The organism is Pseudomonadales bacterium (assembly GCA_024234215.1).
Taxonomy (GTDB): Bacteria; Pseudomonadota; Gammaproteobacteria; order Pseudomonadales; family UBA5862; genus JACKOQ01.
In genome coordinates this window covers 384602-410043 of record JACKOQ010000002.1, presented here as the reverse complement: position 1 = coordinate 410043, position 25442 = coordinate 384602, and the positions used below count along the sequence as shown (strand labels likewise).

Here is a 25442-nt window from a genome sequence, read left to right as displayed (position 1 = left end):
GTCGGGCTGGTCTCGCTGCGCGCCGCGTGGTATTTATGCGGCGGAGCTGTGGCGACCCGATAAGAACAATCAAGGCGCACCATGGATTTCGAGCTCAATGAAGAGTACCGGCTGCTCAACCAGACCGTCGAACGCTTCGTCAATGAGGAGCTGATGCCGCTGGAGTCAGTGGTATTGGCCCGCGAAGCCAGCGGCCAGGGGTTCGGTCTGACACCGCAGGAAGAGCAGCCACTGCACGCCAAATGCCGCGAACTCGGGCTGTGGGGGCTGGATGCCCCGGCCGAGACCGGCGGCGCCGACCTGCCGGCGCTGGCACTGACCGGCGTCAACGAGTTGCTCGGCCGCACGGTGGTGCCGTTCAGCTTTCCGCCCGATTCGCCCAATCTGCACATGCTGCTGGCCACTGCGAACGCAGCACAGCGCAGCAAGTATCTGGAGCCTTACGCGCGCGGCGAGACGCTTTCGGCGATCGCCATCTCCGAACCGGGTGCCGGAGCCGATCCGGCCGGCATGACCACCCGCGCCCGCCGCGATGGCGACGACTGGGTGCTGAATGGCCGCAAGATCTGGATCAGCCGGGCCGACAAGGCCGACTTCACCATCGTCATGGCGGTCACCGACCCGGCCAAGGGGTCGCGTGGCGGCATCTCGGCCTTTCTGGTCGACCGCGGCACGCCGGGATTCGGGATCGCCCGCAAGATTCCGATGGTCGGCGGCGGCTACACCTGCGAAGTGCTGCTCGACGAGTGCCGGTTGCCGGCCAGCCAGCTGCTCGGCAACGAGGGGCAAGGTTTCGCACCGATGCAACTGCGGCTGGTGGTGCGCCGGCTGCAGATGGGCGCCTGGTGTCTCGGCATGGCCGGCCGCGCGCTCGACATGCTGTGCGACCACGCCAACCAGCGCCACACCTTTGGCCAGTTGCTGGCCGATCGGCAGTCGGTACAGTGGTGGGTGGCCGATGCCACCACCCGCATCCACTGCCTGCGGCTGATGCTGTGGGATGCCGCCGTCAAGCAGGACAGCGGCCGCGATGTGCGCACCGAGGCGAGCATGATCAAACTCTACGGCACCGAGCTGGCCAGCGACGTGATCGACCATGCCATGCAGGTCCATGGCGCCATGGGCATGACCAAGGAGCTGCCACTGCAACTGATGGCACAGCAGGTGCGGCTGATGCGCATCTTCGAGGGGCCGAGCGAGGTGCATCGCTGGGTGATCGCCCGTGAGCGGTTGCGGCAGGCGGGGCGCCGGTCACCTGGCTGAGACAACATTTTTGATCGTGACCTTCCAATAAAGATGGCGCCAACGCCAGGGAGCAGACCATGAAATCACGGGCAATCGTCCAGACCGGCATCCGCCAGCTCGAGATGCGCCACTACGAAGTGCCGGAGATCGGCGACGACGACGCCATCATGCGCGTCGAACAGTCGGGTATCTGCGGCAGCGACTGGTCGCAGTACAAGAACGGCATCCATCTGACCGTCATTCCCGGCCATGAACCGATCGGCATCATCGAGCAGATCGGCGCCAGGGCGAGCGAGCGCTGGGGGGTGAAAAAAGGCGACCGGGTGGCGCTCGAAACCATGCTGCCCTGCGGCTTCTGCCGCCCCTGTGTCAAGGGTCGCTACAACCTCTGCCGTGCCGGTGCCGGCTTCATCCACGCCTATGGCTACAAGAGTGTCGATGAGCGCCCATCGCTGTGGGGCGGCCATGCCGACTACATGTACCTCGATCCGCACAGTCTGGTGCACAAGGTCGATCTCGCGCTGGCGCCCGAACTGGCGGTGATGTTCAACCCACTGGGTGCCGGTGTGCGCTGGGCCAGCCAACTGCCGAAGACGGCGATCGGCGAGACCGTGGTCATTCTCGGCTGCGGCCAGCGTGGACTGGCCTCGGTGGTTGCCGCCAAGGCGGCCGGGGCCGGCCAGGTGATCGTCACCGGCCTTGCAGTCGATGCGCACAAGATGGAGATCGCGCGGGCCTTCGGTGCCGACCGCACGGTCGATGTCGAGCAGGAGGATGTGGTCGCGGTGGTGCGCGAGATGACCAACGGCGAGATGGCGCAGGTGGTGGTCGAGGTGACCAGCGGCGCCACCCAGCCGGTCTGCGATGCGCTCGATCTGGCCGCGCAGGCCGGCCGGATCGTGCTGGCCGGCGCCAAGTACAAGCCGGTGCAGGAGTTCCCCAGCAACAAGATCATGATGAAGGAGCTGACGCTGATCGGCGCGCTGGCGGTCGACTTCGACTCCTACGAGGCGGCCATCCGCATCATCGAGAGCCGCAAATTCCCGCTGGAGCTGATGCACAGCCACACCCTGCCACTGCGCGACACCGAAAAGGCGCTGCTCACCCTCGGCAACGAGGTGGCCGGTGAGCAGGGCGTGCACATCTCCATCGATCCGTCCCTGTAAACAGCACGGAGCCGCCCATGCCACCGCCCGAGCTGATATTGAGCAACATCGACAGCCTCATCGCCGCCATCGCCGCGCTGGGCACCGCCGCCTATGGGTTGGTCGACACCTCCAAGGCGATTCGCGGCGGCGCCTCCAACCCGGGGTTTGGCCACATCGAAACAGCGGTGCGCCCCTTTCTGCCCGACCCCGGCGACAGCGCGCTGGGTGCGCCGCAGATTCTCGACACCCTGCGCGCCAACTGGCTCAACGGGGTCGGCAAGGCCGAGCAGAAGGCCGCCGCCAAGGCGCTGATCCGGCTGACGCTGACCCAGGACAACGCCAGCAAACTGGCCAGGGCCACCCACCTTGCGCCGGCTGCGCTGCAACAGCTGGCCGACAGCATCGCCAACGGCACGCCACTGACGCCAGCGCAGATCAACCTGCTCGGGCAGTTCGACACGGTGTTGAGCGCGCTGCTCGATCTGGGCTATGAGCGGGCCGACCAGCTCTACCGCAACTCGGCCAAGGCCTTCGCGGCCGTCACCGCGATGGTACTGGCCCTGGTCGGCGGCGGACTGCTGTCGTCGGAAGGCACCCTGGCCTACCTCTGCTCCGAGCAGGCGCTGCTGGCACTGCTGGTCGGCGCGCTGTCGGTGCCGCTGGCGCCGATCGCCAAGGATCTCTCCTCGGCACTGTCGTCGGCGGTCTCGGCGATTGCCGCCTCGAAACGCCGCTGAGCCGCAATGCAGAACCTCTACCTCAACTTTCGCGCCGCGGCCATCGACGGCGGCATCGTCGAGCCCTACCTGCTGGAGGGCGATGGCAACCAGCCGCAGCCGGCCCTGCGCGCGTTGCAGTGGCATGAGCTGCCGCCGCTGTTCGCCGGAAAGAACGTGCTGTTCCTCAGCCATGGCTTCAATGTGAACTATGCCGAGGGGACCCGCGCGCTGGGCCGGCTCGACAACCGGCTGGCGCTGCCGGAACCCGATCTCTTCATCGGCATCCTCTGGCCCGGCGATGCCTGGCTGCCGGTGGTCAACTACCCGTTCGAGGGCAACGATGCCAACCACTGCGGCCGGCTGCTGGCCGACTTCTGTGACCGCTGGCTGGCAACGGCGCAGAGCATCTCGTTCGCTTCGCACAGTCTCGGTGCCCGGCTGATCCTGAGCGCGGCACAGCGCATGTCACGGCGGCTGCATCTGCTCTGTCTGACCGCGGCCGCCGTCGACCATGACGTGCTGGAGGCCGAATTCAAGCGGGCCGCCGCCAATGCCGAGCGGATCGTCGTGCTCGCCTCCAGGGATGATCAGGTGCTGAAGCTGGCGTTCCGTGTCGGCGATCCGCTCTCCGACCTGCTGCAGGGCGAGTCGATCACCGCCCGGCCGGCACTCGGCTACGGTGGCCCGTCGGCCGGGTCGGCCCATCTGGTCGAGCGGCCCTGGCAGATCAGAAGTGGCTATGGCCATGGCGACTACCTGCCGCCAAGCGGGCCGCAGCCGTCACCCACGGCCACGGCATGGCAGCGGGTGGCGGAGTTCATCGAGCGGGCCTTTTACGACCAGCCGCGCGACTGGCCACGCTGAAACTGCGTCAGGGAGGCAAGAGCACCCCCTGACGGCAAGCGCGCTATTGCAGCGCGCGGTGCTTGATCAGGTCATCGACGACGGCCGGCTCGGCCAGCGTCGTGGTGTCGCCCAGGTTGTCGAGCTCATTGGCCGCCACCTTGCGCAGGATGCGCCGCATGATCTTGCCGGAGCGGGTCTTGGGCAGGCCGGGTGCCCACTGGATGATGTCCGGCTTGGCGATGGCACCGATCTCCTTGCTGACCAGGTCGATCAGCTCCTTGCGCAGCGCATCGCTGGGCGAAACCCCGTTCATCAATGTGACATAGGCATAGATGCCCTGTCCCTTGATCGGGTGGGGATAGCCGACCACCGCCGCTTCGGCCACCGCCGGATGCAGCACCAGGGCACTCTCGATCTCGGCGGTGCCGAGGCGATGGCCGGAGATGTTGAGCACGTCATCGACCCGACCGGTGATCCAGTAGTAGCCATCCTCGTCGCGACGGGCGCCATCGCCGGTGAAGTAATAGCCGGGATAGGTCGAGAAATAGGTGTCGACACAGCGCTGGTGGTCACCGAAGACGGTGCGGATCTGGCTGGGCCAACTGCGGGCGATCACCAGGTTGCCGCTGCCGGCGCCGTTGATGATGTGGCCCTCGGCATCGAGCAGCTCCGGCTTGACGCCGAAGAATGGCAGCGTGGCGGAGCCGGCCTTGAGGTCGGTGGCACCGGGCAGCGGCGAGATCATGATCGCGCCGGTTTCGGTCTGCCACCAGGTGTCGACCACCGGGCAGCGCCCTTCGCCGACCACCCGGTGGTACCACTCCCAGGCTTCGGGATTGATCGGTTCGCCGACCGTGCCGAGCGTGCGCAGCGATTGACGCCCGCTGCGGGTCACATACTGGTCGCCCTGCCCCATCAAGGCCCGCAGGGCCGTGGGTGCGGTGTAGAAGATGTTGACCTGATGCTTGTCGATCACCTGCCAGAAGCGCGAGGCATCGGGGTAGGTGGGCACCCCCTCGAAGACCAGAGTGGTGGCGCCATTGGCGAGCGGGCCATAGACGATGTAGGAGTGGCCGGTGACCCAGCCCACATCGGCCGTGCACCAGTAGATGTCGCCATCGTGGTAGTCGAAGACATACCTGTGGGTCATGGCGGCCTGCAACAGATAACCGCCGGTGGTGTGCAGCACCCCCTTGGGTTTGCCAGTCGAACCGGAGGTGTAGAGGATGAAGAGCGGATCCTCGGCATCCATCGGCTCGGCCGGACAATCGCTGGCGACGCTGGCAATGCCCTCGTGGTACCAGATGTCACGTCCATCGACCCAGTCGATCGGACCGCCGGTGCGGCGCACGACGATGACCGAATGAACATCGGGGCAGCGCTCCAGCGCCTGGTTGCAGTTCTGCTTGAGCGGCACCCGCCGGCCGCCGCGCAGCCCCTCGTCGGCGGTGATCACCAGCCGGCAGTCGGAGTCGAGAATCCGGTCCTTCAGTGACTCCGGCGAGAAGCCGCCAAAGACGACGGAGTGGACCGCACCGATCCGGGCGCAGGCCAGCATGGCATAGGCGGCCTCGGGAATCATCGGCATGTAGATGCAGACCCGGTCCCCCTTCCTGACCTGGCGCGCCTTCAGCAGGTTGGCGAGCCGGCAGACCTGCTGGTGCAGCTCCTGGTAGGTGATCTTCTTCGAGTCGGCCGGATCATCCCCCTCCCAGAGAATGGCGACCTGATCAGCCCGCTGCGGCAGATGGCGGTCGATGCAGTTGTAGGCGGCATTCAGCGTCGCGCCAATGAACCATTTGGCCTGCCCCTGGCGAAAATCCGATTCGCTCACGGTGCTCCAGGGGCTGGACCAGTCGAGGAACTTCTGCGCCTGTTCGGCCCAGAACTGCTCGGGCTGTTCGATCGAGCTGCGGTACATCCGCAAATAGTCGTCGCGGGTGATGTGCGCACGCGCCCTGGCGCTCTCTGGAACCTGGTGGAGATGGATTTCGGACACTGTGACTCCCTGCATCGGCGTGGCTTATGGTGATGGCATGCCAAGTCGACGCTGGCCCTCTTGCAGAGAGGCAGGACGTGACTTGTGGATGTGCCGAGAGTGTACTCGTCGCCTGTGGAGTCGGGCAACCGCCCGGTGCGGTGCGCCGGGCGGTACAGAAAGAGCGGAGGGTCAGGCCACCTGGACCGGAATGGAGTTGCTGGCGTGGCTGACGGTGTTGTCTTCGTTCAGATAGACCAGCGAGGGCTTGAAGCTGGCCAGCTGGGCTGCGCTGTAGTGGGCATAGGCACAGATGATCACCCGGTCACCCGGCTTGGCCTTGTGCGCGGCCGCGCCATTGACCGAGATCACCCGCGAACCCTCTTCGGCCCGGATGGCATAGGTGGTGAAACGCTCGCCATTGGCGACGTTGTAGATCTGAATCTGCTCATATTCACGGATGCCAGCCAGATCCAGAAGCTGGCCATCGATCGCGCACGAACCTTCATATTCAAGCTCGGCATGGGTGACACATGCCCGATGTAACTTGGCCTTGAGCATGATGGATTCCATACAGCCACACCTCTTCAGCTGGAGTTATAGCCTCTTTCCGGATTCCTGCCGGAAAGCGTGGGCGGCAGTATGCCGCAAAGAATTACCCCGTTCAAACATTTACCACCAGATTGTCAATCAGCCGGGTCGAGCCGATTTTGGCCGCCACCAGAATGACCAGATTCCGCTGCGCTGGCAGTGCCGGCGACAGATCATCGGCGGCCAGAACGGTGAAATAATCGACGGCAAAACCGGCTGCCGTCAGAGTGTCACGGGCCTGTGCGCAGAGCTGATCGAGGTTCCGGTCACCGGCGCGCAGGCGGTCGGCCGTCTCGCACAGCGCCCGGTAAAGCAGTGGCGCCCGTTGCCGATCGTCGCTGCTGAGGCGGCCATTGCGCGAACTCATCGCCAGGCCATCGGCTTCGCGGCGGGTCGGCACGCCGGTGATGGTGATCGGAAAGTCGAGGTCACGCACCAGCGCACGAATGATGGCCAGTTGCTGGTAATCCTTCTCGCCGAAATAGGCCCGGTCGGGCTGAACGATGTTGAACAGCTTGCTGACCACGGTGGTCACGCCGCTGAAGTGGCCGGGACGGTTGGCGCCACAGAGGATGTCGGCGATCGCCGGGGTGCCGACGCGGATCACTCCAGCCCCCTGACCCTGCGGGTACATCTCGGCGACGTTGGGGGCAAACAGCCAATCGACCTGCAATGGCTCCAGCAGTGCGCAATCGGCGGTCAGCGTGCGCGGATAGCTGTCGTAATCCTCCTGCGGTCCGAACTGCAACGGGTTGACGAAGATGCTGACGACCACGGCGTCACACTGTGCGCGCGCCCGTTCGACCAGATCGAGATGGCCCTGATGCAGATTGCCCATGGTCGGCACCAGGCCGATGCGGTGGCCGGCACGCCGCCGTGCATGCAGCCGTGCGCGCAGTGGTTCGATGGCGTGCAGCAGCTCCATCGTCAGGAGAAGCTCTGCTCCGGGCCAGGGAAGGTGCCGTCGAGCACGGCATCGCGATAACCGGTGATGGCCTGCTGGATGCTGTCGGCCCCGATCATGAAATTCCTGACGAACTTTGGTGGCTTGCCGGGGGTGATGCCGAGCATGTCATGCAGCACCAGCACCTGGGCATCGGTGGCGGCACCGGCACCAATGCCGATGACCGGAATGGTCAGTTGCCGGGTGATGGTCTCGGCCAGCCGGCTGGGCACGCATTCGAGCAGCAGCAGGTCGGCACCGGCCTCTTCGAGTGCCACGGCATGCTCGATCATCGCCTGCGCGGCCGTGGCATCGCGTCCCTGCACCCGGTAGCCGCCCAATTTGTTGACGCTCTGGGGGGCCAGACCGATGTGGGCGCAACTGGGAATGCCGCAGCCACTGAGTGCGGCGATGATCTCGACCAGCTGCTGGCACTCCTCCAGCTTGACGACGTTGGCGCCGGCCTGCATCAGCCGGGCCGAATTTTCCAGTGCCTGGGCTGGGGTGGTGTAACTCATGAAGGGCAGGTCGGCCATCAGCAGCGCACCCTGGTTGCCGGCGGCAACACAGTGGGTGTGGTAGACCATCTCTTCCATCCGCACCGGCACGGTCGACGAATGGCCGCGCACCACCATGCCGAGGGAGTCGCCGACCAGCAGCACTTCGATGCCGCTGCTGCTGAGCAGGTGGGCAAAGCTGGCGTCATAGGCGGTGAGGCAGGAAAACCGCTTGCCGTCGCGCTTGAGCGCCCGCAGGCTGTTCAGGGTCATGGCATTCACGCGGTGGCTCCTTCTGTCTGACTGGGCATGCGGTTCGCAGGGTCAGCGGCCGTGGGTGAGCGCGGGCCCGGCGATCGCCGGTTCCACGGCGGTGAGATCGATGCGGATCAGGCCAGCATCGGTACAGCACCGACACAGCTCGCTCAGCCGCTGCCCGGTCGGCAGTATAAGGTCGCCCACCAGTTCCGCCAAAGGGTGCAGCACGAAGTTCCGCGTCGCCATTCCCGGATGGGGAATCCGCAGCCGGGGGCTCTCCATCACCAGGTCACCATAGAGCAGCAGGTCGAGATCGAGCGTGCGGGACGCCCAGCGCACGGTGCGGATGCGGCCCTGTCGCCGTTCGATCCGTTGCAGTGCATCGAGCAGCGCTTCCGGTGACAGCTGGGTGTCGAGCGCGGCGACCCGATTGACGTACCATGGCTGGTCCATCCCATCCAGCGGTGCGCTGCGGTAACAACTGGAGAGCGCAACCAGCGTGCTGTCGGGAATTTCCGCCAACGCCCGGGAGGCGGTGAGAATCTGCACCAGCGGCTCATCCAGGTTACTGCCCAGCGCGATATGGCAACGCACGATGCAGATGGCTCAGTCGCGGGATTTGCGCCGCCGCACCCGGCTGCGGCGCCTGGATTTGGGGGCCGTAACAGTGGCGACCAATGCCGTCCGCTCAGCCTCGTCGGCAATCTGATAGCTGCTCCACCACTGACCGAGACCATCGAGCGCTTCACCCGCCTGTTCGCGCAGCAGCAGAAAGTCGTAGCCGGCACGAAAGCGTGGATGCGCGATCAGCTTGGCCACCGCCGCTGGCGTGCGTCGGGGCAGCCGCCACTGCAGCTCCCAGATCTCGATGACGATGGTGGAGAAGCGGCGCGGAATGGCCGTGATTCGCACCTGCTCGCCCAGCACCTCGTGGGCGGCCTGATGGAGTGCCGCGATCGGCGGCAGCCCCTCGTCATGCTGGAGCTGCTGCTGTCGGATCGTGAGGACCGGCCACAACAGCACCGCGAAGATGAAGGCCGGATTGACCGGACGTTCCTCGGCCAGGCGCAGGTCGGTGTTGTGCATCGCCGCTTCGATGAGCGCAACGGCAAAGGGTGTCGCGGCCTCGATGCTGGCCTGGGTGGCTGGAAAGAGCGTCTCGAACAGGCCGTGCGCCCGCAGCAGTTGAAACGAGCTCAATCCATGGCCAGTCAGGAACAGCTTGATCACCTCATCGAACAGGCGTGCCGCAGGCACCTGCAGCAGCAGGGTGCGCAGCGTCCTGATCGGTTTGAGGGTCTCCTCGGCCAGCGTGAAGTCGAGTTTGGCGGCAAAGCGCACCGCGCGCAGCATGCGCACCGGATCCTCGCGGTAGCGGATGGCCGGGTCACCGATCATCCTGATCTGCCTGGCGTTCAGGTCGCGCAATCCATCGGCGTAGTCGTGCAGCGTGAAGTCGCGGATGTCGTAGTAGAGCGCGTTGATGGTGAAGTCACGCCGTCCGGCATCCTCGTCGACCCGGCCATAGACATTGTCGCGCAGGATCATGCCGCTGTCGGAACGGCGCCGCTCGAGCGGTTCAGTGTCGGGATCTTCTTCGTCGAAGGGCGAGTGATGGGCGCGAAAGGTCGAGACCTCGATGGTCTCCTGGCCGAAACGGACATGCACGATGCGAAAACGGCGACCGATCACCCGGGAATTGCGAAAGAGCTGAGTGACCTGCTCCGGCATCGCATCGGTGGCAATGTCGAAATCCTTGGGTGTCAGGCCCAACAGCAGATCGCGCACGCAGCCACCCACCAGATAGGCCGCGAAACCGGCATCCTTCAGCCGATAGAGCACCTTGAGCGCGGCGGCGCTGACCTGACTGCGGGAGAGGGTGTGGGCGTCACGGGGGATGACGGTCGGCTTGGCAAGCGTCTGTTCGATGGCAATGAGACCTGTGGCAACAAAATCCGCGCGCGAAGTATACACCACGCCACATCGATACCGCGTCGAGCCGAAAGAAGGGAAGTGGATTTCAGATGAGTTTGCAGTGGAATGCCTGAGGCATTCCACTGCAAGGTGTGTCACTCAAGAGCCAAGCTGCCGCGCCGTGTCTTTGTTTTACAGATTTGCCGGCCAGCGCCGGATTGTTATTGTTATGAGCCAAACCTGCTTGTTGTTATCACAACGATGCTGCACCTCGATCTGCCTCTTCGGATCGGCAGCTCAGGTGGCTGCGCAATTATTGTTGTTGTACCCGAAGCGTCGTTTTTATTGTTTATTGTTATTGTTATGTCCTCTTCCTATACATTTGGCGTGCCAAAATTAAATTCACTTAAATAACAACAAGTTGAAATATTATCGTGGTTTGCTAAACGGCGGGGAAACAGTTTTCTGTTACCGTCCCCCTCGTTCTGGGGACCACGCCGCGCGACAGGTAACATCGCGGCACGGCGTTGCGGTGACAGGCGGCTAGCCAGCCCTCTTGGCGGGTGTGCGACTGCGCGGGATGCTGAAGCGCTGCCGGCGCTCCCACAGACATTTACGGCTGATGCCGAGCTTGCGCGCCAGCTCGGTCTCGCTCATCTGGTCCTGATGCTGCAGCACGAACTGCTGGAAGTAATCCTCGAGCGACAGCCCCTCCTGCGGTTCAAAGGCGATCTTTGACGGCACCGTGCCCTTGCTTTCCTGCTGTCTGCGCAGTTCGGCCACCTCGATCAACTCGACATCGATGCCGAGCAGCGGGTGGTCGATGACCGGCTGCTCGCTGAGCACCACCGCCCGTTCGATGGCGTTTTCGAGCTCGCGGACATTGCCGGGCCAACCGTAGGTGGTGATGGCCTGGATGGCGTTGGGCGAGAACCGCAGCGCGGAGCGCCCCAGACGCTGGGCAACCTTGTCGAGAATGTGTTCGGCGATCTCGAGGATGTCGCTGCCGCGCTCGCGCAGCGGCGGCAGTTCGATCTTCACCACATTGATTCGGTAGTAGAGATCCTGGCGAAACCGGTTCTCCTTGACCATGCGCGCCAGATCGCGGTGGGTGGCCGAGATCAGACGCACATCGACCTTCTTCGATTCGACCGAACCGATGCGGCGAATCTCGCCCTCCTGCAGCACCCGCAGCAGGCGGGCCTGGGCCTCCAGCGGCAGTTCGCCGATCTCATCCAGAAAGAGGGTGCCGCCATCGGCGGCTTCGACCAGGCCGGTGCGGCTGGCGGTCGCGCCGGTGAAGGCGCCCTTTTCGTGGCCAAAGAGTTCGGATTCGATCAGGCTTTCGGGAATGGCCGCGCAGTTGATGCTGATCAGCGGTTGGTCACGGCGTGGTCCCAGCGCATGGATGGCCTTGGCGATCAGCTCCTTGCCGGTGCCCGATTCACCCTGGATCAGCGCGGTGGTGGCGGTCCTGGCCACCTTGTGGATGTGGCTGTAGATCGCCTGCATCGCCGGTGAGCGCCCGACCATGCCGGGCAGGCCGTGGTTGGCGCCGTCGGCGGCAACCGGTGTCGGCGTGTGACTGGCGATGATGCGGCGGATCGTGCCCAGCATCTCGTTGTGGTCGAAGGGCTTGGCGATGTAGTCGACCGCGCCCATCTTCATGGCATCGACCGCCGAGCGCAGGCTGGCGTAACTGGTCATGATCAGCACCGGCGTCGCCGGCGCCAGCTTGATCAGATCAGTGCCCGGCGCACCGGGCAGGCGCAGGTCGCTGATGATGATGTCGAACTCGTCAAGATTCTGCTTCGTCTGGGCCTCGGCCACCGAACCGGCCTCGCTGACCTTGAACTGGTTGCGCTCCAGCAGACGGCGCAGCGCGTAGCGGATGACCGACTCATCCTCGATGATGAGCACCTTGGGGGTCGACTTCATTACTCACGACCTCGGCAGTATAAGACGTTACCAGTCTAACCAGTTTCTGACTCAGAATCATCCGTCTGCGCGCTCTGTTGCGTTGATTCCACCCACTTTGGCAGCAGCACTGTTACCTTGGTGCCGCGTCCGGTCGCCGCATCCAGCGGGCTGTCGATCAGCAGTTGCCCCTGATGCGCCTCGACGATGCTGTAGGCCAGTGCCAAGCCGAGTCCGGTGCCCTCGCCCGGCTCCTTGGTGGTGAAGAACGGATCGAACACCCGCTCGTGCAGGCTCTTGTCGATGCCGCTGCCCTGATCGATCACCTCGGTCTGGACCATGCCCTCCAGAAGCTGGCTGCGGATGAGGATGCAGGCACCGGGTGGCGAGGCGTCACGGGCGTTGTCGAGCAGGTTGACGAACACCTGCTGCAGCCGCTGGCTGTCGCCACGCACGTCGAGGTCCGGATCACAGCGGTTGTCGAAGCGGATGTCATACCCCTTGCCACCGATCGACAACAGTTCGACCGCTTCGGCCACACAGGCCCTGAGCGAGACGGCACCATGCCGGGAGGGTGTCTCGGGGTTGCCGCGGTGGGCAAAGGTGACCAGCGACTGGACGATGCGGTTGATGCGGCGGATCTGCTGGCGAATCTGCTCGGCCAGCTCCCTGATTTCGGCTTCGTCACTCTCGGCAGCGAGGTTTTGCGCCAGACAGTCGATGCCGGTGACCGGATTGCCGATCTCATGGGCGACACCGGCGGCAAGCCGGCCGATCGAGGCCAGCCGCTCGCTGTGCATCAGCTTCTGTTCGAGCAGTCGGGTGTCGGTCATGTCCTCCACCAGGATCACCTGACTGCCACCCTGATAGACATCCTCGGCGGAGACATCCGACTTGTGCAGGGCCACCCAGCGCTGCTCCCCGCCCAGCTTGATTGGCTCCTTGTGGCGCTGCATGGCCGGGTCATGTAGAAAATCGGCGAACAGCGCTCCCCAGGGTGGTGCGAGCGAGGCCAGGGTGGAGCCGATCACCTCTCCGGCTGGCGTCTGGGTCAGCGCCTCCATCGCGCGGTTCCACAGCAGCACTTCGCCATCGACACCGATCGAGAGCACTCCGATCGGCAGGTCGCGCAATGTCTGGCGGTGGTAACGCCGCAGGGTGTCGAGTTCGGCCGCCAGGCCGCGCAGATCCTTGCGATAGGATTCGAGCCGGTTTTCGATGAAGTTGATGTCCTCGACGTCGTAAGCATAGGGTGACTCCTTGTAGGGGAGCAGGCGTGAGACGATCTCCTGGGCGGTGGAGGGTCCCAGCCGGCCCGACAGGTTGGCCTCGATGCGGTCACGCAGACGGCGCATTGCATAGGGGCGCCGCTCATCGGCATCGAGCTCGAGCTCGCGCAGCGCCTGCTCCACCTCCTGCCGTGCCAGATTGAGCCCGAGCGCCTTGCTCAACTGCTGGATGAAGCGCTCGGGTGACGATTGGCTCAATTCACGGCGTCGCGGCCGACGGATGTTGTCCACCGAGCAGAGTTCGGCTGCGGCACGCTCCGCCGGACTGCGTGAGGTAACGGCCGAGACCAGGGAGAAGATGGCGATGTTGAGGGCCAGACAACCGAGTGCCAGCGGACTCCAGTTGTCCTGCAGCAGCGACAGTGAACGGGCACCGGTCAGTGGCTGTGCCAGCAGGGCACAGAGCAGCCAGAGCACAAGACCGGTCAGCAGTCCTGCCACCAGCCCCTTGCGGTTGGCATGCGGCCAGTAGAGCACTCCCAGGGTGCCGGGCATCAGCTGGAGGATGCAGACAAAGGCAAACAGGGCCAGTTCGGCCAGTGGCTGCCAGTCGGAAAAGAGCATCGGACCCAGCAGACCGATCAGAAAGATCAGCGCAATCAGCCAGCGCCGGCGCGCCAGCACCCAACGATAGAGTTGCTCCTTTTGCGCGGTCTGGTAGAACGGCAGCACCAGATGGTTCAGACAGATGGAGGCCAGCGCCAGCGTCCCCACCACCATCACCGCGCTGGTGGCGGCCAGGGTGCTGAGCAGGGTCGCCAGCAGAATCGCCGGCGAGTGACTCGTCAGTGCCAGACCGATCGAGAAAAATTCGGCGGAGCCGCTCAGTCCGATGGCCTCGCCGGCCCACAGTATCGGCAGCACCGGCAGGCTCAACAGCAGCAGATAGAGCGAGAAGCCACCACCCAGCCAGTTGGACAATGTCGCTGAACGACCCTCGGCAAACAGCAGGCGGTAGATGTGCGGCATCAGCACAGTGGCAAAGAAGAACAGCAGCAGCAGGATGCGTGGTGTCCACTGCGCCATCGGCTGATGCAGCCGGTCGAGCAGCAGCGGATGGGCCCGCAGCCACTGGCCGAGTCCCTGCAAGTCGCCAAAGGCGTAGCGCAGCGCCAGCCAGCCGAGCCCGCCGAACGCCACCAGCTTCAGCAGTCCGGAGCTGGCGATCGCAAGCAGCAGGCCCGAATGCTTCTGCTCCGCAGTGAGGTCACGTGAGCCGAACCGCAGCGTGAAGAGCAGCAGCAGCAGCACGAATCCACCCAGCAGCAACCAGGGGGCAGGGCCATCGTGGCTCAGCAGTACGAAGAGTTCATGCACGCTCTTCAGTTGCAACGCCACCATCGGCAACGAGCCGAACAGCAGCAGCAGCGCGGCCAATGCCCCGACCAGGCGGCTGCGGTAACGGAACGCCAGCACATCGGCCAGCGAGTTGAGCTGATGGGTACGCACCAACTGGGCCAGCGGCTGCAGAAAGATCGGCGCCAGCAGAAAGGCCATGCTCATGCCGAGATAGTAGAACAGGTAGCTGTGGCCGAAATGCCGGGCGAAGCCGATCGACCCCAGCAGCGACCAGGCACCGCCGTAAACCCCGAGTGCGAAGAGATGGATGAGCGGATGGCGCGCCAGGCGGGCCGGCCCGCGCCAGCGTTCGGCAGCCCAGGCAGTGAGGAACAGCAGCGCCAGATAGCCCAGAACCGCCAGCGGCAGAGCGAGCTCAGGACTCATCGGGCTCCCGCAGCTGCTGCAGAACCAGGGCGAGAATGATCACCGCCAGCCAGACCAGATGGGGCCGATACCAACTGCTGCCGACATCGCCGACCCAGGCCTGCACGCCGGGAAAGAGCAGCAGCACCCCAATCACCAGCAGCATGATCGAGCGCGGGACATACATCGCAATGTCCTGAATGGATGACGGATCGACCGGCTATGGTAGAGAGGCCGGACTCAATCCGCCAGCCGTTCCGGCATCGGCAGGCTGCGGCAGCCCTGCAGCGCGGCCAGCGACCAGCGGGGCGTGGCCCAATCGAGCTGGGTCCGCACCGCTTCATGCCGCAGTGCCGGCGGCGGTTCGAGTCGCAGCAGCGTCAGTACGGCATGGAGATTCTGCCGCGCGCGGGAGAGATCGAGCGCCGGTGCGAGGTTCTGCTTGCTCAGCTTGGCACCGCTTCGATTGACCAGCACCGGCAGATGGCCATAGTCGGGTGGCGGCTCTCCCAGCAGCATGGCCAGATGGATCTGGCGCGGCGTGGAGTCGAGCAGGTCGACCCCGCGTACCACCCGGCTGATGCCTTGGCGCAGGTCATCGAGCAGCACCGCCAGTTGATAACTGACCAGGTCATCGCGCCGCCAGATGACAAAATCGCCCCCATCGCGGGCGAGCTGAAATTGCTGCGGCCCCTGAATCAGGTCGATGAAGCGGATCGGCCGGTCGCCGACATCGACCCGCAATGCACTGGGGAGATTGGCCGCCGGGGGGCGATGACGGCAGGTGGCGGGATGCTGTCCGCCCAGGGAGGCCAGTTCGCTGCGGCTGCATTGGCAGCGGTAAGCCAGATCGCGTTCGCGCAACCGCTCCGCCACCTCGCGGTAGTGCGACATCCGCGACCATTGCCGCTCCAGTGGGCCATCCCAATGGAGACCATGCTGCTCCAGCGCATGCAGAATCTGCGATTCGGCCCCGCTGGCCTCACGGACCGGATCGATGTTCTCGATCCGCAGCAGCCAGTCGCCGCCGGCCTGGCGGGCGTCGAGGTAACTGGCCACCGCGGTCAGCAGGGAGCCCAGATGGAGGGGGCCGGTCGGCGAGGGGGCAAAGCGGCCCCGATAACGGCGGGAGGGAGGGTGCAGGGGGGATTCGGTGCCAGCCTGGAGGCGCGCCATGGCCCCGCCGGCGTCAGCCGCGTTGCTGCTTTTCCTTGATTTCATCCAGCGTCTTGCAGTCGACACAGAGGCTGGCGGTCGGGCGCGCCTCGAGCCGACGGATGCCGATCTCGATGCCGCAGGCGTCGCAGAAGCCATATTCGCCCTGGTCGATGCGCTCGAGGGTCGATTCGATCTTCTTGATCAGCTTGCGCTCGCGGTCGCGGGTGCGCAGTTCGAGGCTGAACTCCTCTTCCTGGCTGGCGCGGTCGGAGGGATCGGGGAAGTTGGCGGCCTCATCCTGCATGTGGTGGACGGTGTGGTCGACCTCTTCCATCAGTTCTTTCTTCCATGTCTGCAGGATGTTCCTGAAGTGTGCGAGCTGCTGCGGATTCATGTACTCCTCGCCCTTCTTCTCTTTGTAGGGCGAAAAGGTCTTGAGAATGGCTTCAGCGCGTGAATGCTCCTTGGCTGCCATGGTTTCTGCTCCGGGATACGGCTCGTGGATGATCCGGCGCCGACTCGGCCAGATCGGATGGATGGGGCGGGTTGAATGACCTGCACGCCCTCGACGCTGTCGGCAGCATGGACGGGCGTGACAGAACAGCGCGCAGAAGCTATCAGATAGGTTACCCTTTGGCCAGAGCCTCGGGTTGCTTTTCTGTCGGTGCGCCATCGACCGCGGCAGCAGGCTGAAACAGCAGGAGATGTGGTATGAGTGACCGGCGATTCGCCGCCCGGGTGGCCGAGATCGAACCCTTTCGGGTGATGGCGGTGCTGGAGCAGGCCCGCGCGCTGGAGCAGGCGGGCCGGGACATCATCCACATGGAGGTGGGTGAGCCCGATTTTCCCACCGCCGCACCGATTGTCGAAGCCGGCCGGGCCGCGCTGGCTGCGGGCCGGACTCAATACAGCCCGGCGCTGGGGCTGCCCGAACTGCGCGCGGCGATCAGCGACCACTATCGGCGTACCCAAGGGCTCGACATCGACCCGCGACGCATCCTCATCACCGCTGGGGCCTCCGGCGCACTGCTGCTGGCCGCCGCGCTGCTGGTGGAGCCGGGCAGCGGCGTGCTGCTGGCCGATCCGGGCTACCCCTGCAACCGCCACTTCATTCGGCTGTTCGGCGGCGAACCCCAGGCGGTGGCGGTGGCGGCCGCGCAACGCTTTCAACTGCTGCCGGCGCTGGCGCAGCAACAGTGGCGGCCGAACAGCCGTGGCCTGCTGCTGGCAACCCCTTCCAACCCGACTGGCACCGTGCTGAACCGGAGCGATCTGCGTGGTTTCGCTGAGCTGGCCGTGCAAAAGGAGGCCTTTGTGCTGGTGGATGAGATCTACCAGGGGCTCACCTACGGCAGCGATGCGCCCTCGATGCTGGCCTTCACCGACGAAGCCTATGTGATCAACAGCTTTTCGAAATATTTCGGCATGACCGGCTGGCGACTCGGCTGGCTGGTGGCGCCGCCCACGGCCGTTGCCCCGCTGGAGAAGTTGGCGCAGAACCTGTTCATCGCCCCGTCGACACCGGCACAGCACGCGGCGCTGGCGGCCTTTTCGGCATCGACGATCGAGCTTCTCGAAGCGCAGCGTGGCGAGTTCCAGCGGCGACGCGATCTGCTGCTGCCGGCGCTGCGGCAGGCCGGCCTCGTGATCGAACGGGAGCCGGAGGGGGCCTTCTACCTCTATGCGGCGATCGACCATCTGGGACTCGACAGCGAGACCTTCTGCCTGCGCCTGCTCGAAGAAGAAGGGGTGGCCATCACCCCAGGCACCGACTTCGGTCAGTACCGCGCCAACGACTTCGTGCGGGTGGCCTACACCGCCGACATCGACCGACTGGCGCAGGCGGCGGCGCGCATCGCCCGCTTCGTGGCGCGGCTGGGATGAACGGCGACATTCACCGGCCGCAGGGGTCGCTTTGGCAGCTCTGCACGGCGGATGGCAACGCGCTGTTCAACTCATCGCGGGCATGGCGCATGATGGAGACGCCCGAACTCAGTGCCAGCAGCGCCAAGGCCACCGCCACCAGCAGGTCGGGCCAGCGGCTGCCGGTGAGGGCCACGCCACCGGCGGCCAGAATCACCGCCAGATTGCCGATCGCATCGTTGCGGCTGCAGAGCCAGACCGAGCGCATGTTGGCATCGCCATCGCGAAAGGCATAGAGCAGCAGCGCCACGCCGGCATTGGCGGCCAGCGCCAGCAGTGCCACCAGACCCATCGTCCAGGTCTCGGGCAGCAGCCCGTGCAGCGCTGCCCAGCCGGTTCTGCCCAGCACCAGCAGCCCGAACAGCGCCATCGTGGCGCCCTTGATCCAGGCAGCGCGCGAGCGCCACACCAGCGCCAGCGACAGCACTGCCAGTGACAAACCGTAGTTGGCGGCATCACCGGCAAAATCGATCGCATCGGCCAGCAGCGCGGAGGAGCCTGACCGCAGGCTGCCGGCGACCTCGACGAAGAACATCAGACTGTTGACCAGCAAGGCGACCCACAACGCCTTGCGGTAACGGGGGGTGAGCGCGACAGCAGGGGTGGGTCCGCAGCAGTTGTCGGACATGGCGATCTCCTGATGAATGAGGACAGTCATCGATTCAACACCCCGTAGCCACTACAGGGTCAAGCGATTTAACATCACGTTCAGCAACGATGAAGCCCGGTTCGATAGAGGAGACACGCCATGCGCATCGGTGAACTGGCGCGGGCCACTGGCGTCGATGTCGAGACCATTCGCTACTACGAAAAAAGCGGACTGCTGCCGGCGCCGGCGCGCCATGACAACGGCTACCGCGCCTACGACCGTTCGCACCTGGAGCGGCTCAGCTTCATCCGCCACTGCCGCGCGCTGGACATCCCGCTGGCCGACGTACAGCGGCTGCTGCGCTTCATTGAGCAGCCCGAGGCCGACTGCGGTGACATCGATCAACTGATCGCGGCGCAGTTGAACCGGGTGCAGGCGCGCATCGTCAGCCTGCAGGCGCTGGCACTGCAACTGGATACGCTGCGCCGGCGGTGCGGCACCGCCCGCACCGCCCGTGACTGCGGCATCCTGCAGGAGCTGGTGGCCGCTGCCCACGGCGAATCCTGCGCCTGCCACGCATCATGAACGGCCAGCGCATCAGTGGCATCCTCGCTGCGCTGGCCGCGGCGCTGCTGTTCGGCGCCAGCACACCGCTGGCCAAGCTGCTGCTGACGCGGATCGACCCCTGGCTGCTGGCCGCGCTGCTCTATCTGGGCTCCGGCGTCGGTCTGTGGCTGCTGCGGCGGCTGGGCCGTGCCGAGGCAGTGCGGCTCGAACGCGGTGACTGGGGCTGGCTGGCGGCCGCCATTGCCGCCGGTGGTGTGGCCGCACCGCTGCTGCTGATGTTCGCGCTGTCGGCGATGCCCGCCACCACGGCCGCGCTGCTGCTCAATGCCGAGGCGGTGCTGACCGTGTTGCTGGCCTGGTTTCTGTTCAGGGAGCCGTTCGACCGCCGCATTGCAGCGGGGATGCTGACCATCGTCGCCGGCGCCCTGCTGCTGAGCTGGCCGCAGCGGCTGCAACTGGCCACGCTCTGGCCCACCCTGGCCCTGCTCGCTGCCGCGCTGGCCTGGGCGATCGACAACAACCTCACCCGCAAGATCGCGCTGGCCGATGCCTCTTTCATCGCGATGAGCAAGGGATTGATCGCCGGTTCGACCAACCTGCTGCTGGCACTCCAGCTGCGGGTCGACTGGCCAGCGCCGGGCGTGGTGGCGACTGCCGCGCTGCTGGGCCTCCTCTGCTATGGCGTCAGCCTGACGCTGTTCGTGGTCGCGCTGCGGCAGCTTGGTGCCGCGCGCACCAGTGCCTACTTCGGTCTGGCGCCGTTCTGGGGCGCGCTGCTGGCCATCGCGCTGCTGGGTGAACCGCTCACGCCGCAACTGCTGGTGGCCGCACTGCTGATGGCGGTGGGTGTGGCGCTGCATCTGACGGAGCGACACCAGCATCTGCACCACCATGCGCCGATGAGTCACCGCCACCGCCATCACCACGCACTGGATGGCGATCCGCACCATGACCACAGCCATGCCGAACCGGTACCGCCCGGCACAGGCCACAGCCACTTTCACCACCATCCGGCGCTCAGCCACGACCATCCGCACTTTCCCGACGCCCACCATGGCCATCGTCACCCCGATTGAGCGGCCAGACCGCATCCCCTGGCCAATGGAGTGCGCTAAGATGAGCCTTCAACCGTACGACTTTCAGGAGCTGACCGATGCAATCCAGACTTCTCAAACGTTCACTGATCGCGCTGCTGGTGACCCAGTCGGTGGCGCTGGCCACCGTGCAGCCGGCTGCGGCCGCGCTGATCTCGACCGAAAGCGCGCTGACGCTGGAGCAGCGTCAGAGCCGGCTCGCGCCGCTGCAACAGGCGCTGGCACGGGCCGATGTGCAGGCAAAACTGATCGAGAAGGGTGTCGACCCGCAGGCGGCGGCCGCCCGCATCGCCAACCTGAGCGACGCGGAGATTGCCTCGATCCAGCAGCAGATCGACCAGTTGCCAGCCGGCGGTGACGGCCTGTTCGCGGTGCTCGGTATCGTCTTTATCGTGCTGCTGATTCTCGACTTCGTCGGCGCGACCAACGTCTTTCGCTCCGTTTGAGCGCACTGCGCTGGCGCCCGCTGGGCGCCCTGCTGCTGCTGTGGCTGGCCGGCTGCACACAGTGGTCGCCGCCAGCCGGGACAGCCGCCTCGCCGACGCTTGAGCTGAGCGCGACACCCTTCTTTCCCCAGGCACGCTACCAGTGCGGACCCGCGGCCCTGGCCACGCTGCTGGTCGATGCCGGGGTCGAGACCACGCCCGATCAGCTTGCACCACAGGTCTACCTGCCGCAGCGGGCCGGCAGCCTGCAACCGGAGCTGATCGCGGCCAGCCGCCGGGCCGGTCGCATTCCCTACCGGCTCGATCCACACTGGTCGGCGATCGAGGCCGAACTGGCCGCCGGCCGGCCGGTGCTGGTGCTGCAGAATCTCGGTTTCTCCTTCTGGCCGCGCTGGCACTATGCGGTGGTGATCGGCCACGATGCCCGGCACGAGGGGGTGATCCTGCGCTCCGGCACCGAACGGCGCCAGCGGCTGCCGATGCGCCAGTTTCTCTACAGTTGGCAGCAGAGCGACCACTGGGCACTGGTGGTGCTGAAGCCGGGTGAACTGCCGGCCAACGTCGACAGCACACGTTATCTGGCCGAACTGGCCGTGTGGGAGCGCCAGGGTCGCAACACGGCCGCGCTGCGTGGCTATCTGGCGGCAGTCGAACGCTGGCCGGATCAACCCACCGCCCGACTGGGTGCCGGCAACATGCTCCACGCCCGCGGTGACCATGCCGCCGCAGCGCAACAGTACCGTGCACTGTTGCGGCTGCGTCCCGAGGATCCAGTCGCGCTCAACAACCTGGCCGACACCCTGGCGCAGCTCGGCTGCCGCGACCAGGCGTTGACACTGATCGAACGCGGCCTGCGACAGCCTGCGCTCGCCCCGGCAGTGCGCGATACCATGGTGGCGACCCGTGCCGAGATCAGCGCCCGGCCGGCGACCGCAGCCGCTACGGAGTGTGCAGCGCCTGCCGCGCCGTAGCGGCACAGTCGGCCGCCGACGGCGCCAGCCGCTGCAACCACTGCGCGACCCGCTCGGCGGTGGCGGCTGGTTGCTCCTGCATGAAACAGTGACCGCCCGTGACCTGCTCGGCCTGCAACCCCGGATTGAGCTGCAACGCCCGGGCCACGGCCGGCGCGATGAAAGGCATGGTCGAATCGCCATGGAGAATCGCACCCGGGCAGTCGATCTGCGGAATCAGCCGCCAGTAATCGAGCGGCACCGAGCTGTAGATGGCCGCCTCGATCTGCGGCGGGCACTTGAGCCGATACTGGCCGCCGTCGTCGGCGTACAGCGCATGGTCGATGAAGCAGGCGAACGCCTCGTCACTCCAGCCCTTGTAACCACCGCGCTGATGCAGATGGCGCCAGGCAGCGGCGCGCGATGGCCAGAGGGCGGTGCGCAGCCGCGCGTCACGTGCCATCGGCGACTCGCCCCGCTGGCGGCTCTCGATCTCGGCCTGCATCAATTCCGGCGGAAACAGCACCGGGTCGAGCACGACGATGCTGCTGAAGAGCTGCGGATGCAGCGCCGCCAGCGACAGCGTCAACACACCGCCAAAACTGTGGCCAACGCCATGCACCGGCACCTCGCCCCACTCGGGCGCAAACCGCTCGATCACCGCAAAGAGCCGCTCCACGGTGACCTGCCAGCCATCGAACCGCTCCCCGGCATCGCTGTCGCCATGCCCCTGCACATCGCTCAGAAACAGGTCATAGTGGCTGCCGAGCCGACGCAGCATCGCCCAATAGCTGAGGCCGCAGAAGCCGTTGCCATGCACGAAGTGCAGCAGCGGCTTGCCGGAGGGCGGCGTGCGCCAGCCGCGCAGCGTCAATCCGGGTTCGACACGGTGACTCCAGCGGATCAGGGCGTGGGGCGGGGCGGCAGGCAGGTTCGGCATCGGCAGGGCTCTCGCAACAGCAGATCAAAATTGCGCCATTCTAAGCCGAAATGGCCAGTCGCGCCGGCACAACAGAGACTACCGGCACAGCGACTCGCACGGCACCCCATCGCCATCGCCATCCAGCGACTTGATGTCGCAGCGCGTCAGATGGTCGCGCGCCTCCGCGCAGCTCGACATCTGCGCGCAGCGCTTCTTGGTGCCGCACTCCGCTTCGGCGGCAGTGCGCGCGGGTGGCGTGGTGGAGGGCGCCAGCGTGCTCCGCCGGCTGACACCGTTCGACTGGTGGCGCCACACCCACGGCGGCTCGAACTCCGAGCCCCACACCCCCTTGCGGGCGCGCTGCGCCTGCGTTTCATCCGCCACGTAGTCGCTGCTGTAATGGCGGTAAGCGAGCGCATGTCCCTCGGCGACCAGCCAGCGGTTGAGCTCCGCGCCTCCCACCGAACAGACCGCAATCACCCTGCCGTAGCGGTGGCGCCCCTGTTCGAAGGAGTCCGGCTCCCGATCCCTGGGCTCGCAGCGCACCGGACGCCGCCCGATGAACTCCGTCAGCGCCACGGTGGCGGCTTGCCCGCAGCGCCAGGGTTCTCCATCGCGTTGACACAGCTGATGAAACTCAGGCGCATCGATGCCGTACAGGCGAATGCGCTGCCCCGCAACCGTCAGGGTGTCGCCATCGATCACGAACGCGCCGCCTGCAATCGGCTGCCCTTCGTTGCCCGCCGCCGGTGCGCTGCGCGCACAGGCCAATGCCAGCGCCAGTACACCGAGCAATGGCAACATTCGAATCACTCTGCCCATCGGTTCTCTTCTTTGCATTCGCACTCATGACCGAGGGTACACGAAAATCGTGGCCAGCCATGGCGCCATGCTGCGTCTTGGAGTGCAAGCGGCGGCGGCTGCGGCACGAAGGGGTGACCGGGGTAGGGTGAACGGCCTTTCCGGTGACCAGCCAAGGCGAAAAACCTGATCGATCAATGACAACCCCAACCGTCCTCGGCTGGGGTTGCTTCTCTTCTCAAACCACCGCAAAACCCAGCGCGGCGAACAGCGCCCGGGTGGCTTCGGCCTCGGCCGGCAGCCGCAGCCGCAGGGAGGCAAATTCGCGGCGGCCGGGGTAGTGCTTGCGCAGCCGGTCGAAGGTGGCGGCTGAAGGGTCCTGCGCCAGTGCGCGCCGCAATCGCCAGTCGTCGAGGCGGATGTCGTAGAGCAGTCGCATCACCTGCAGCAGCAGGTCGAGCGGATCGGCCGCCGCGGCCAGCGTGACCTCGCGCAGCAGCGGTGGCGGCAGGAAGGTGTCGAGTGGCGGCAGCGGCGGCAGCTCCAGCCATGCACCGATCGCCTGACGCAGCTGCCAGGCACCGCGCATCTTGCCCTCCAGGCTGTGGCCGGCGATGTGCGGCGTGCCGAGCACCAGCCGATCGAGCAGGGCCGGGTCGATGTTGGGCTCACCCTCCCAGACATCCAGCGCCACGCTGGGTGCCCTGGGCTGTTGCAGCCGTGCCAGCAGCGCCTGGTGGTCGATCACCGCGCCACGGCCGCTGTTGATCAGCAACTGGCCGTCATGCAGCCGCGCCAGTCGCGCCGCATCGAACAGATGCCAGGTGGGATGGTCGCCCTGCCGGGTCAGCGGGGTGTGCAGCGTGATCACATCGGCCTGCATGGCGGCATCGAGGTCGCTGTTGGCCAGATCCGGCCGGTAGGGGTCGACGCAGTCGAGCGGCCAACCAAGGGTGCGCAGCAGCGCGCAGAGCTGCTGTCCGACACTGCCCAGCCCCACCACCGCCACTCTGGGTTGCGGCGGCAACCGCTCTGCCTCGCGCAGCGTCAGCAGCAGCGAGAGCAGATATTCGGCCACCGCGCGGGCGTTGCAGCCGGGGGCATTGGCCACCTCGATGCCGAGCTGCCGCAGCGGCTCGCAATCCAGGTGGTCCACACCGATGGTGGCGCTGCCGACGAATTTGATCGAGGAACCGCGCACCAGCTCGGCATCGACGCGGGTCAGCGAGCGCACCAGCAGCAGGTCGGCGTCGCGCAGCAGTGCCGGCGTGATGGCGCGTCCGGGCACCCTGACCACTTCGCCGAGCGGCGCAAACAGCGGATCGAGCAGCGGGATGTTTTCGTCGGCGACGATTCGCAGCGGCATGGCGTTCAGCACCGATCGGGGTCGAAACTGGCCGGAGCGGGCGGCCAGGGCTGTTGATAGTGGTCGGCCAGCGTACGGGCAAACCGCTCGGCGCGCGGCGGCAGCCCCTGCTCGCGGTAGCGCGCTGCCTGCCTCGACACCTGTTCGGCGAACCTGTGCCGGGTCGAGGGGAGGGCGCCGTTCAGGTTGTCGAGGCTGAGCCGGAAACGGGCGCCGGTGGCGAGGGTGAGCAGCCACTCCACCGCCTGCGGCACCGCCTCCACCTGCTCGAAGCGGGCCTGCTCATCGGCATTGCGGCCATCCGGGCAGTACCAGTAGCCATAGTCGACCTGCTGGCGCCGGGTCGGGCCGGCGATGCACCAGTGTGCCACCTCATGCAGCGCGCTGGCGAAGTAGTCATGGCGAAAGCGGATCAGATGCAGTGGCTGTCCCGGCGTGGCCGGCAGGTAGATCGGCTCCTCGCCGCCACCCTGCAGCAGGGTGGCATGGCTGGGAACGAACAGGCGGTTGAACAGCAGGCAGAGGGGGAGGCAGTGCATGACGGCATGATCCTGCAAGGCTGACGCCGTACCCGGCC

Annotated in this window: 26 protein-coding genes; 10 read left to right on the top strand and 16 right to left on the bottom strand. The window is 65.9% G+C overall.

Translation table 11 applies throughout. The annotated features are described in order from the left end of the window. The first annotated feature begins 81 nt into the window (after positions 1-81). The 4 genes from H7A13_06295 to H7A13_06280 are packed head-to-tail and all read left to right on the top strand — an operon-like array spanning position 82 to position 3976. Positions 82-1263, top strand: coding sequence for an acyl-CoA dehydrogenase family protein (locus H7A13_06295; GenBank protein ID MCP5332954.1), 1182 nt, complete (start codon positions 82-84; stop codon positions 1261-1263). Between the two features lie 59 nt (positions 1264-1322). After that, positions 1323-2411: an alcohol dehydrogenase catalytic domain-containing protein gene (locus H7A13_06290; protein ID MCP5332953.1), complete on the top strand. Its 1089-nt coding sequence runs from the start codon at positions 1323-1325 to the stop codon at positions 2409-2411. Positions 2412-2428: 17 nt separating this feature from the next. Continuing rightward, positions 2429-3130 carry a hypothetical protein gene (locus H7A13_06285; protein MCP5332952.1) on the top strand — a complete coding sequence of 234 codons (702 nt, stop codon included), beginning with the start codon at positions 2429-2431 and terminating at the stop codon, positions 3128-3130. 6 nt (positions 3131-3136) lie between these two features. After that, on the top strand, positions 3137-3976 hold the full coding sequence (locus H7A13_06280) for an alpha/beta hydrolase (protein ID MCP5332951.1): 840 nt from the start codon (positions 3137-3139) through the stop codon (positions 3974-3976). A 43-nt stretch (positions 3977-4019) separates the two neighbouring features. On the opposite strand, the gene acs is transcribed toward H7A13_06280, so the two are convergent. From acs to pcnB, 6 genes are all read right to left on the bottom strand, one after another. Continuing rightward, positions 4020-5957: an acetate--CoA ligase gene (gene acs, locus H7A13_06275; protein MCP5332950.1), complete on the bottom strand. Its 1938-nt coding sequence runs from the start codon at positions 5955-5957 to the stop codon at positions 4020-4022. A 171-nt stretch (positions 5958-6128) separates the two neighbouring features. Continuing rightward, entirely contained in the window at positions 6129-6509 is a 381-nt protein-coding gene (locus H7A13_06270; protein MCP5332949.1) for an aspartate 1-decarboxylase, read from the bottom strand. 91 nt (positions 6510-6600) lie between these two features. After that, a complete protein-coding gene (locus tag H7A13_06265; GenBank protein ID MCP5332948.1) occupies positions 6601-7452 on the bottom strand; it encodes a pantoate--beta-alanine ligase in 852 nt (283 codons plus the stop codon). A 2-nt stretch (positions 7453-7454) separates the two neighbouring features. Then, complete coding sequence (gene panB / locus H7A13_06260; protein ID MCP5332947.1) at positions 7455-8240, bottom strand: 3-methyl-2-oxobutanoate hydroxymethyltransferase; 786 nt, start codon at positions 8238-8240, stop codon at positions 7455-7457. Positions 8241-8291: 51 nt separating this feature from the next. Continuing rightward, positions 8292-8822, bottom strand: coding sequence for a 2-amino-4-hydroxy-6-hydroxymethyldihydropteridine diphosphokinase (folK, locus tag H7A13_06255; protein ID MCP5332946.1), 531 nt, complete (start codon positions 8820-8822; stop codon positions 8292-8294). 9 nt (positions 8823-8831) lie between these two features. Continuing rightward, positions 8832-10160, bottom strand: a complete 1329-nt coding sequence (pcnB, locus tag H7A13_06250) for a polynucleotide adenylyltransferase PcnB (GenBank protein ID MCP5332945.1) — start codon at positions 10158-10160, stop codon at positions 8832-8834. Between the two features lie 105 nt (positions 10161-10265). On the opposite strand from pcnB, the gene H7A13_06245 reads away from it, so the two are divergent. Beyond that, a complete protein-coding gene (locus tag H7A13_06245; protein ID MCP5332944.1) occupies positions 10266-10553 on the top strand; it encodes a hypothetical protein in 288 nt (95 codons plus the stop codon). 129 nt (positions 10554-10682) lie between these two features. On the opposite strand, the gene H7A13_06240 is transcribed toward H7A13_06245, so the two are convergent. From H7A13_06240 to dksA, 5 genes are read right to left on the bottom strand one after another with little or no spacing between them, the layout of a single operon-like run. Beyond that, positions 10683-12077 carry a sigma-54-dependent Fis family transcriptional regulator gene (locus H7A13_06240; protein ID MCP5332943.1) on the bottom strand — a complete coding sequence of 465 codons (1395 nt, stop codon included), beginning with the start codon at positions 12075-12077 and terminating at the stop codon, positions 10683-10685. 35 nt (positions 12078-12112) lie between these two features. Continuing rightward, positions 12113-15070: a PAS domain-containing protein gene (locus H7A13_06235; protein MCP5332942.1), complete on the bottom strand. Its 2958-nt coding sequence runs from the start codon at positions 15068-15070 to the stop codon at positions 12113-12115. Next, positions 15060-15236 (bottom strand): hypothetical protein, encoded by a 177-nt coding sequence (locus H7A13_06230; protein ID MCP5332941.1) that lies wholly within the window; start codon positions 15234-15236, stop codon positions 15060-15062. The genes H7A13_06235 and H7A13_06230 overlap by 11 nt, the downstream gene beginning before the upstream one ends. Before the next feature lie 53 nt (positions 15237-15289). Then, positions 15290-16225, bottom strand: coding sequence for a tRNA glutamyl-Q(34) synthetase GluQRS (gluQRS, locus tag H7A13_06225; GenBank protein ID MCP5332940.1), 936 nt, complete (start codon positions 16223-16225; stop codon positions 15290-15292). Between the two features lie 13 nt (positions 16226-16238). After that, positions 16239-16682 (bottom strand): RNA polymerase-binding protein DksA, encoded by a 444-nt coding sequence (gene dksA, locus H7A13_06220; GenBank protein MCP5332939.1) that lies wholly within the window; start codon positions 16680-16682, stop codon positions 16239-16241. A gap of 236 nt (positions 16683-16918) precedes the next feature. Between dksA and H7A13_06215 the strand changes: the two genes are divergently transcribed. Further along, positions 16919-18091: a pyridoxal phosphate-dependent aminotransferase gene (locus H7A13_06215; protein MCP5332938.1), complete on the top strand. Its 1173-nt coding sequence runs from the start codon at positions 16919-16921 to the stop codon at positions 18089-18091. A gap of 10 nt (positions 18092-18101) precedes the next feature. On the opposite strand, the gene H7A13_06210 is transcribed toward H7A13_06215, so the two are convergent. Then, positions 18102-18758, bottom strand: a complete 657-nt coding sequence (locus H7A13_06210; protein MCP5332937.1) for a cation transporter — start codon at positions 18756-18758, stop codon at positions 18102-18104. Positions 18759-18878: 120 nt separating this feature from the next. Here H7A13_06210 and cadR point away from each other — a divergent pair, with 120 nt between their 5' ends. From cadR to H7A13_06190, 4 genes are all read left to right on the top strand, one after another. Then, entirely contained in the window at positions 18879-19304 is a 426-nt protein-coding gene (gene cadR / locus H7A13_06205; protein MCP5332936.1) for a Cd(II)/Pb(II)-responsive transcriptional regulator, read from the top strand. After that, complete coding sequence (locus H7A13_06200) at positions 19301-20362, top strand: EamA family transporter (GenBank protein MCP5332935.1); 1062 nt, start codon at positions 19301-19303, stop codon at positions 20360-20362. Before cadR ends, H7A13_06200 begins: the two co-directional genes overlap by 4 nt. 77 nt (positions 20363-20439) lie before the next feature. Next, the gene (locus H7A13_06195; protein ID MCP5332934.1) at positions 20440-20826 is read left to right on the top strand and encodes a PA2779 family protein; all 387 of its coding nucleotides are present in this window, start codon (positions 20440-20442) and stop codon (positions 20824-20826) included. Then, positions 20823-21797, top strand: a complete 975-nt coding sequence (locus tag H7A13_06190; GenBank protein MCP5332933.1) for a PA2778 family cysteine peptidase — start codon at positions 20823-20825, stop codon at positions 21795-21797. Before H7A13_06195 ends, H7A13_06190 begins: the two co-directional genes overlap by 4 nt. Here H7A13_06190 and H7A13_06185 read toward each other — a convergent pair. From H7A13_06185 to H7A13_06170, 4 genes are all read right to left on the bottom strand, one after another. After that, positions 21766-22716: an alpha/beta hydrolase gene (locus H7A13_06185; GenBank protein MCP5332932.1), complete on the bottom strand. Its 951-nt coding sequence runs from the start codon at positions 22714-22716 to the stop codon at positions 21766-21768. The genes H7A13_06190 and H7A13_06185 overlap by 32 nt on opposite strands. 78 nt (positions 22717-22794) lie before the next feature. After that, entirely contained in the window at positions 22795-23520 is a 726-nt protein-coding gene (locus tag H7A13_06180; protein ID MCP5332931.1) for a thermonuclease family protein, read from the bottom strand. 217 nt (positions 23521-23737) lie between these two features. Next, positions 23738-24859 carry a 4-phosphoerythronate dehydrogenase gene (locus tag H7A13_06175; protein MCP5332930.1) on the bottom strand — a complete coding sequence of 374 codons (1122 nt, stop codon included), beginning with the start codon at positions 24857-24859 and terminating at the stop codon, positions 23738-23740. 11 nt (positions 24860-24870) lie between these two features. After that, positions 24871-25404: an elongation factor P hydroxylase gene (locus tag H7A13_06170; protein MCP5332929.1), complete on the bottom strand. Its 534-nt coding sequence runs from the start codon at positions 25402-25404 to the stop codon at positions 24871-24873. Positions 25405-25442: the final 38 nt, after the last annotated feature.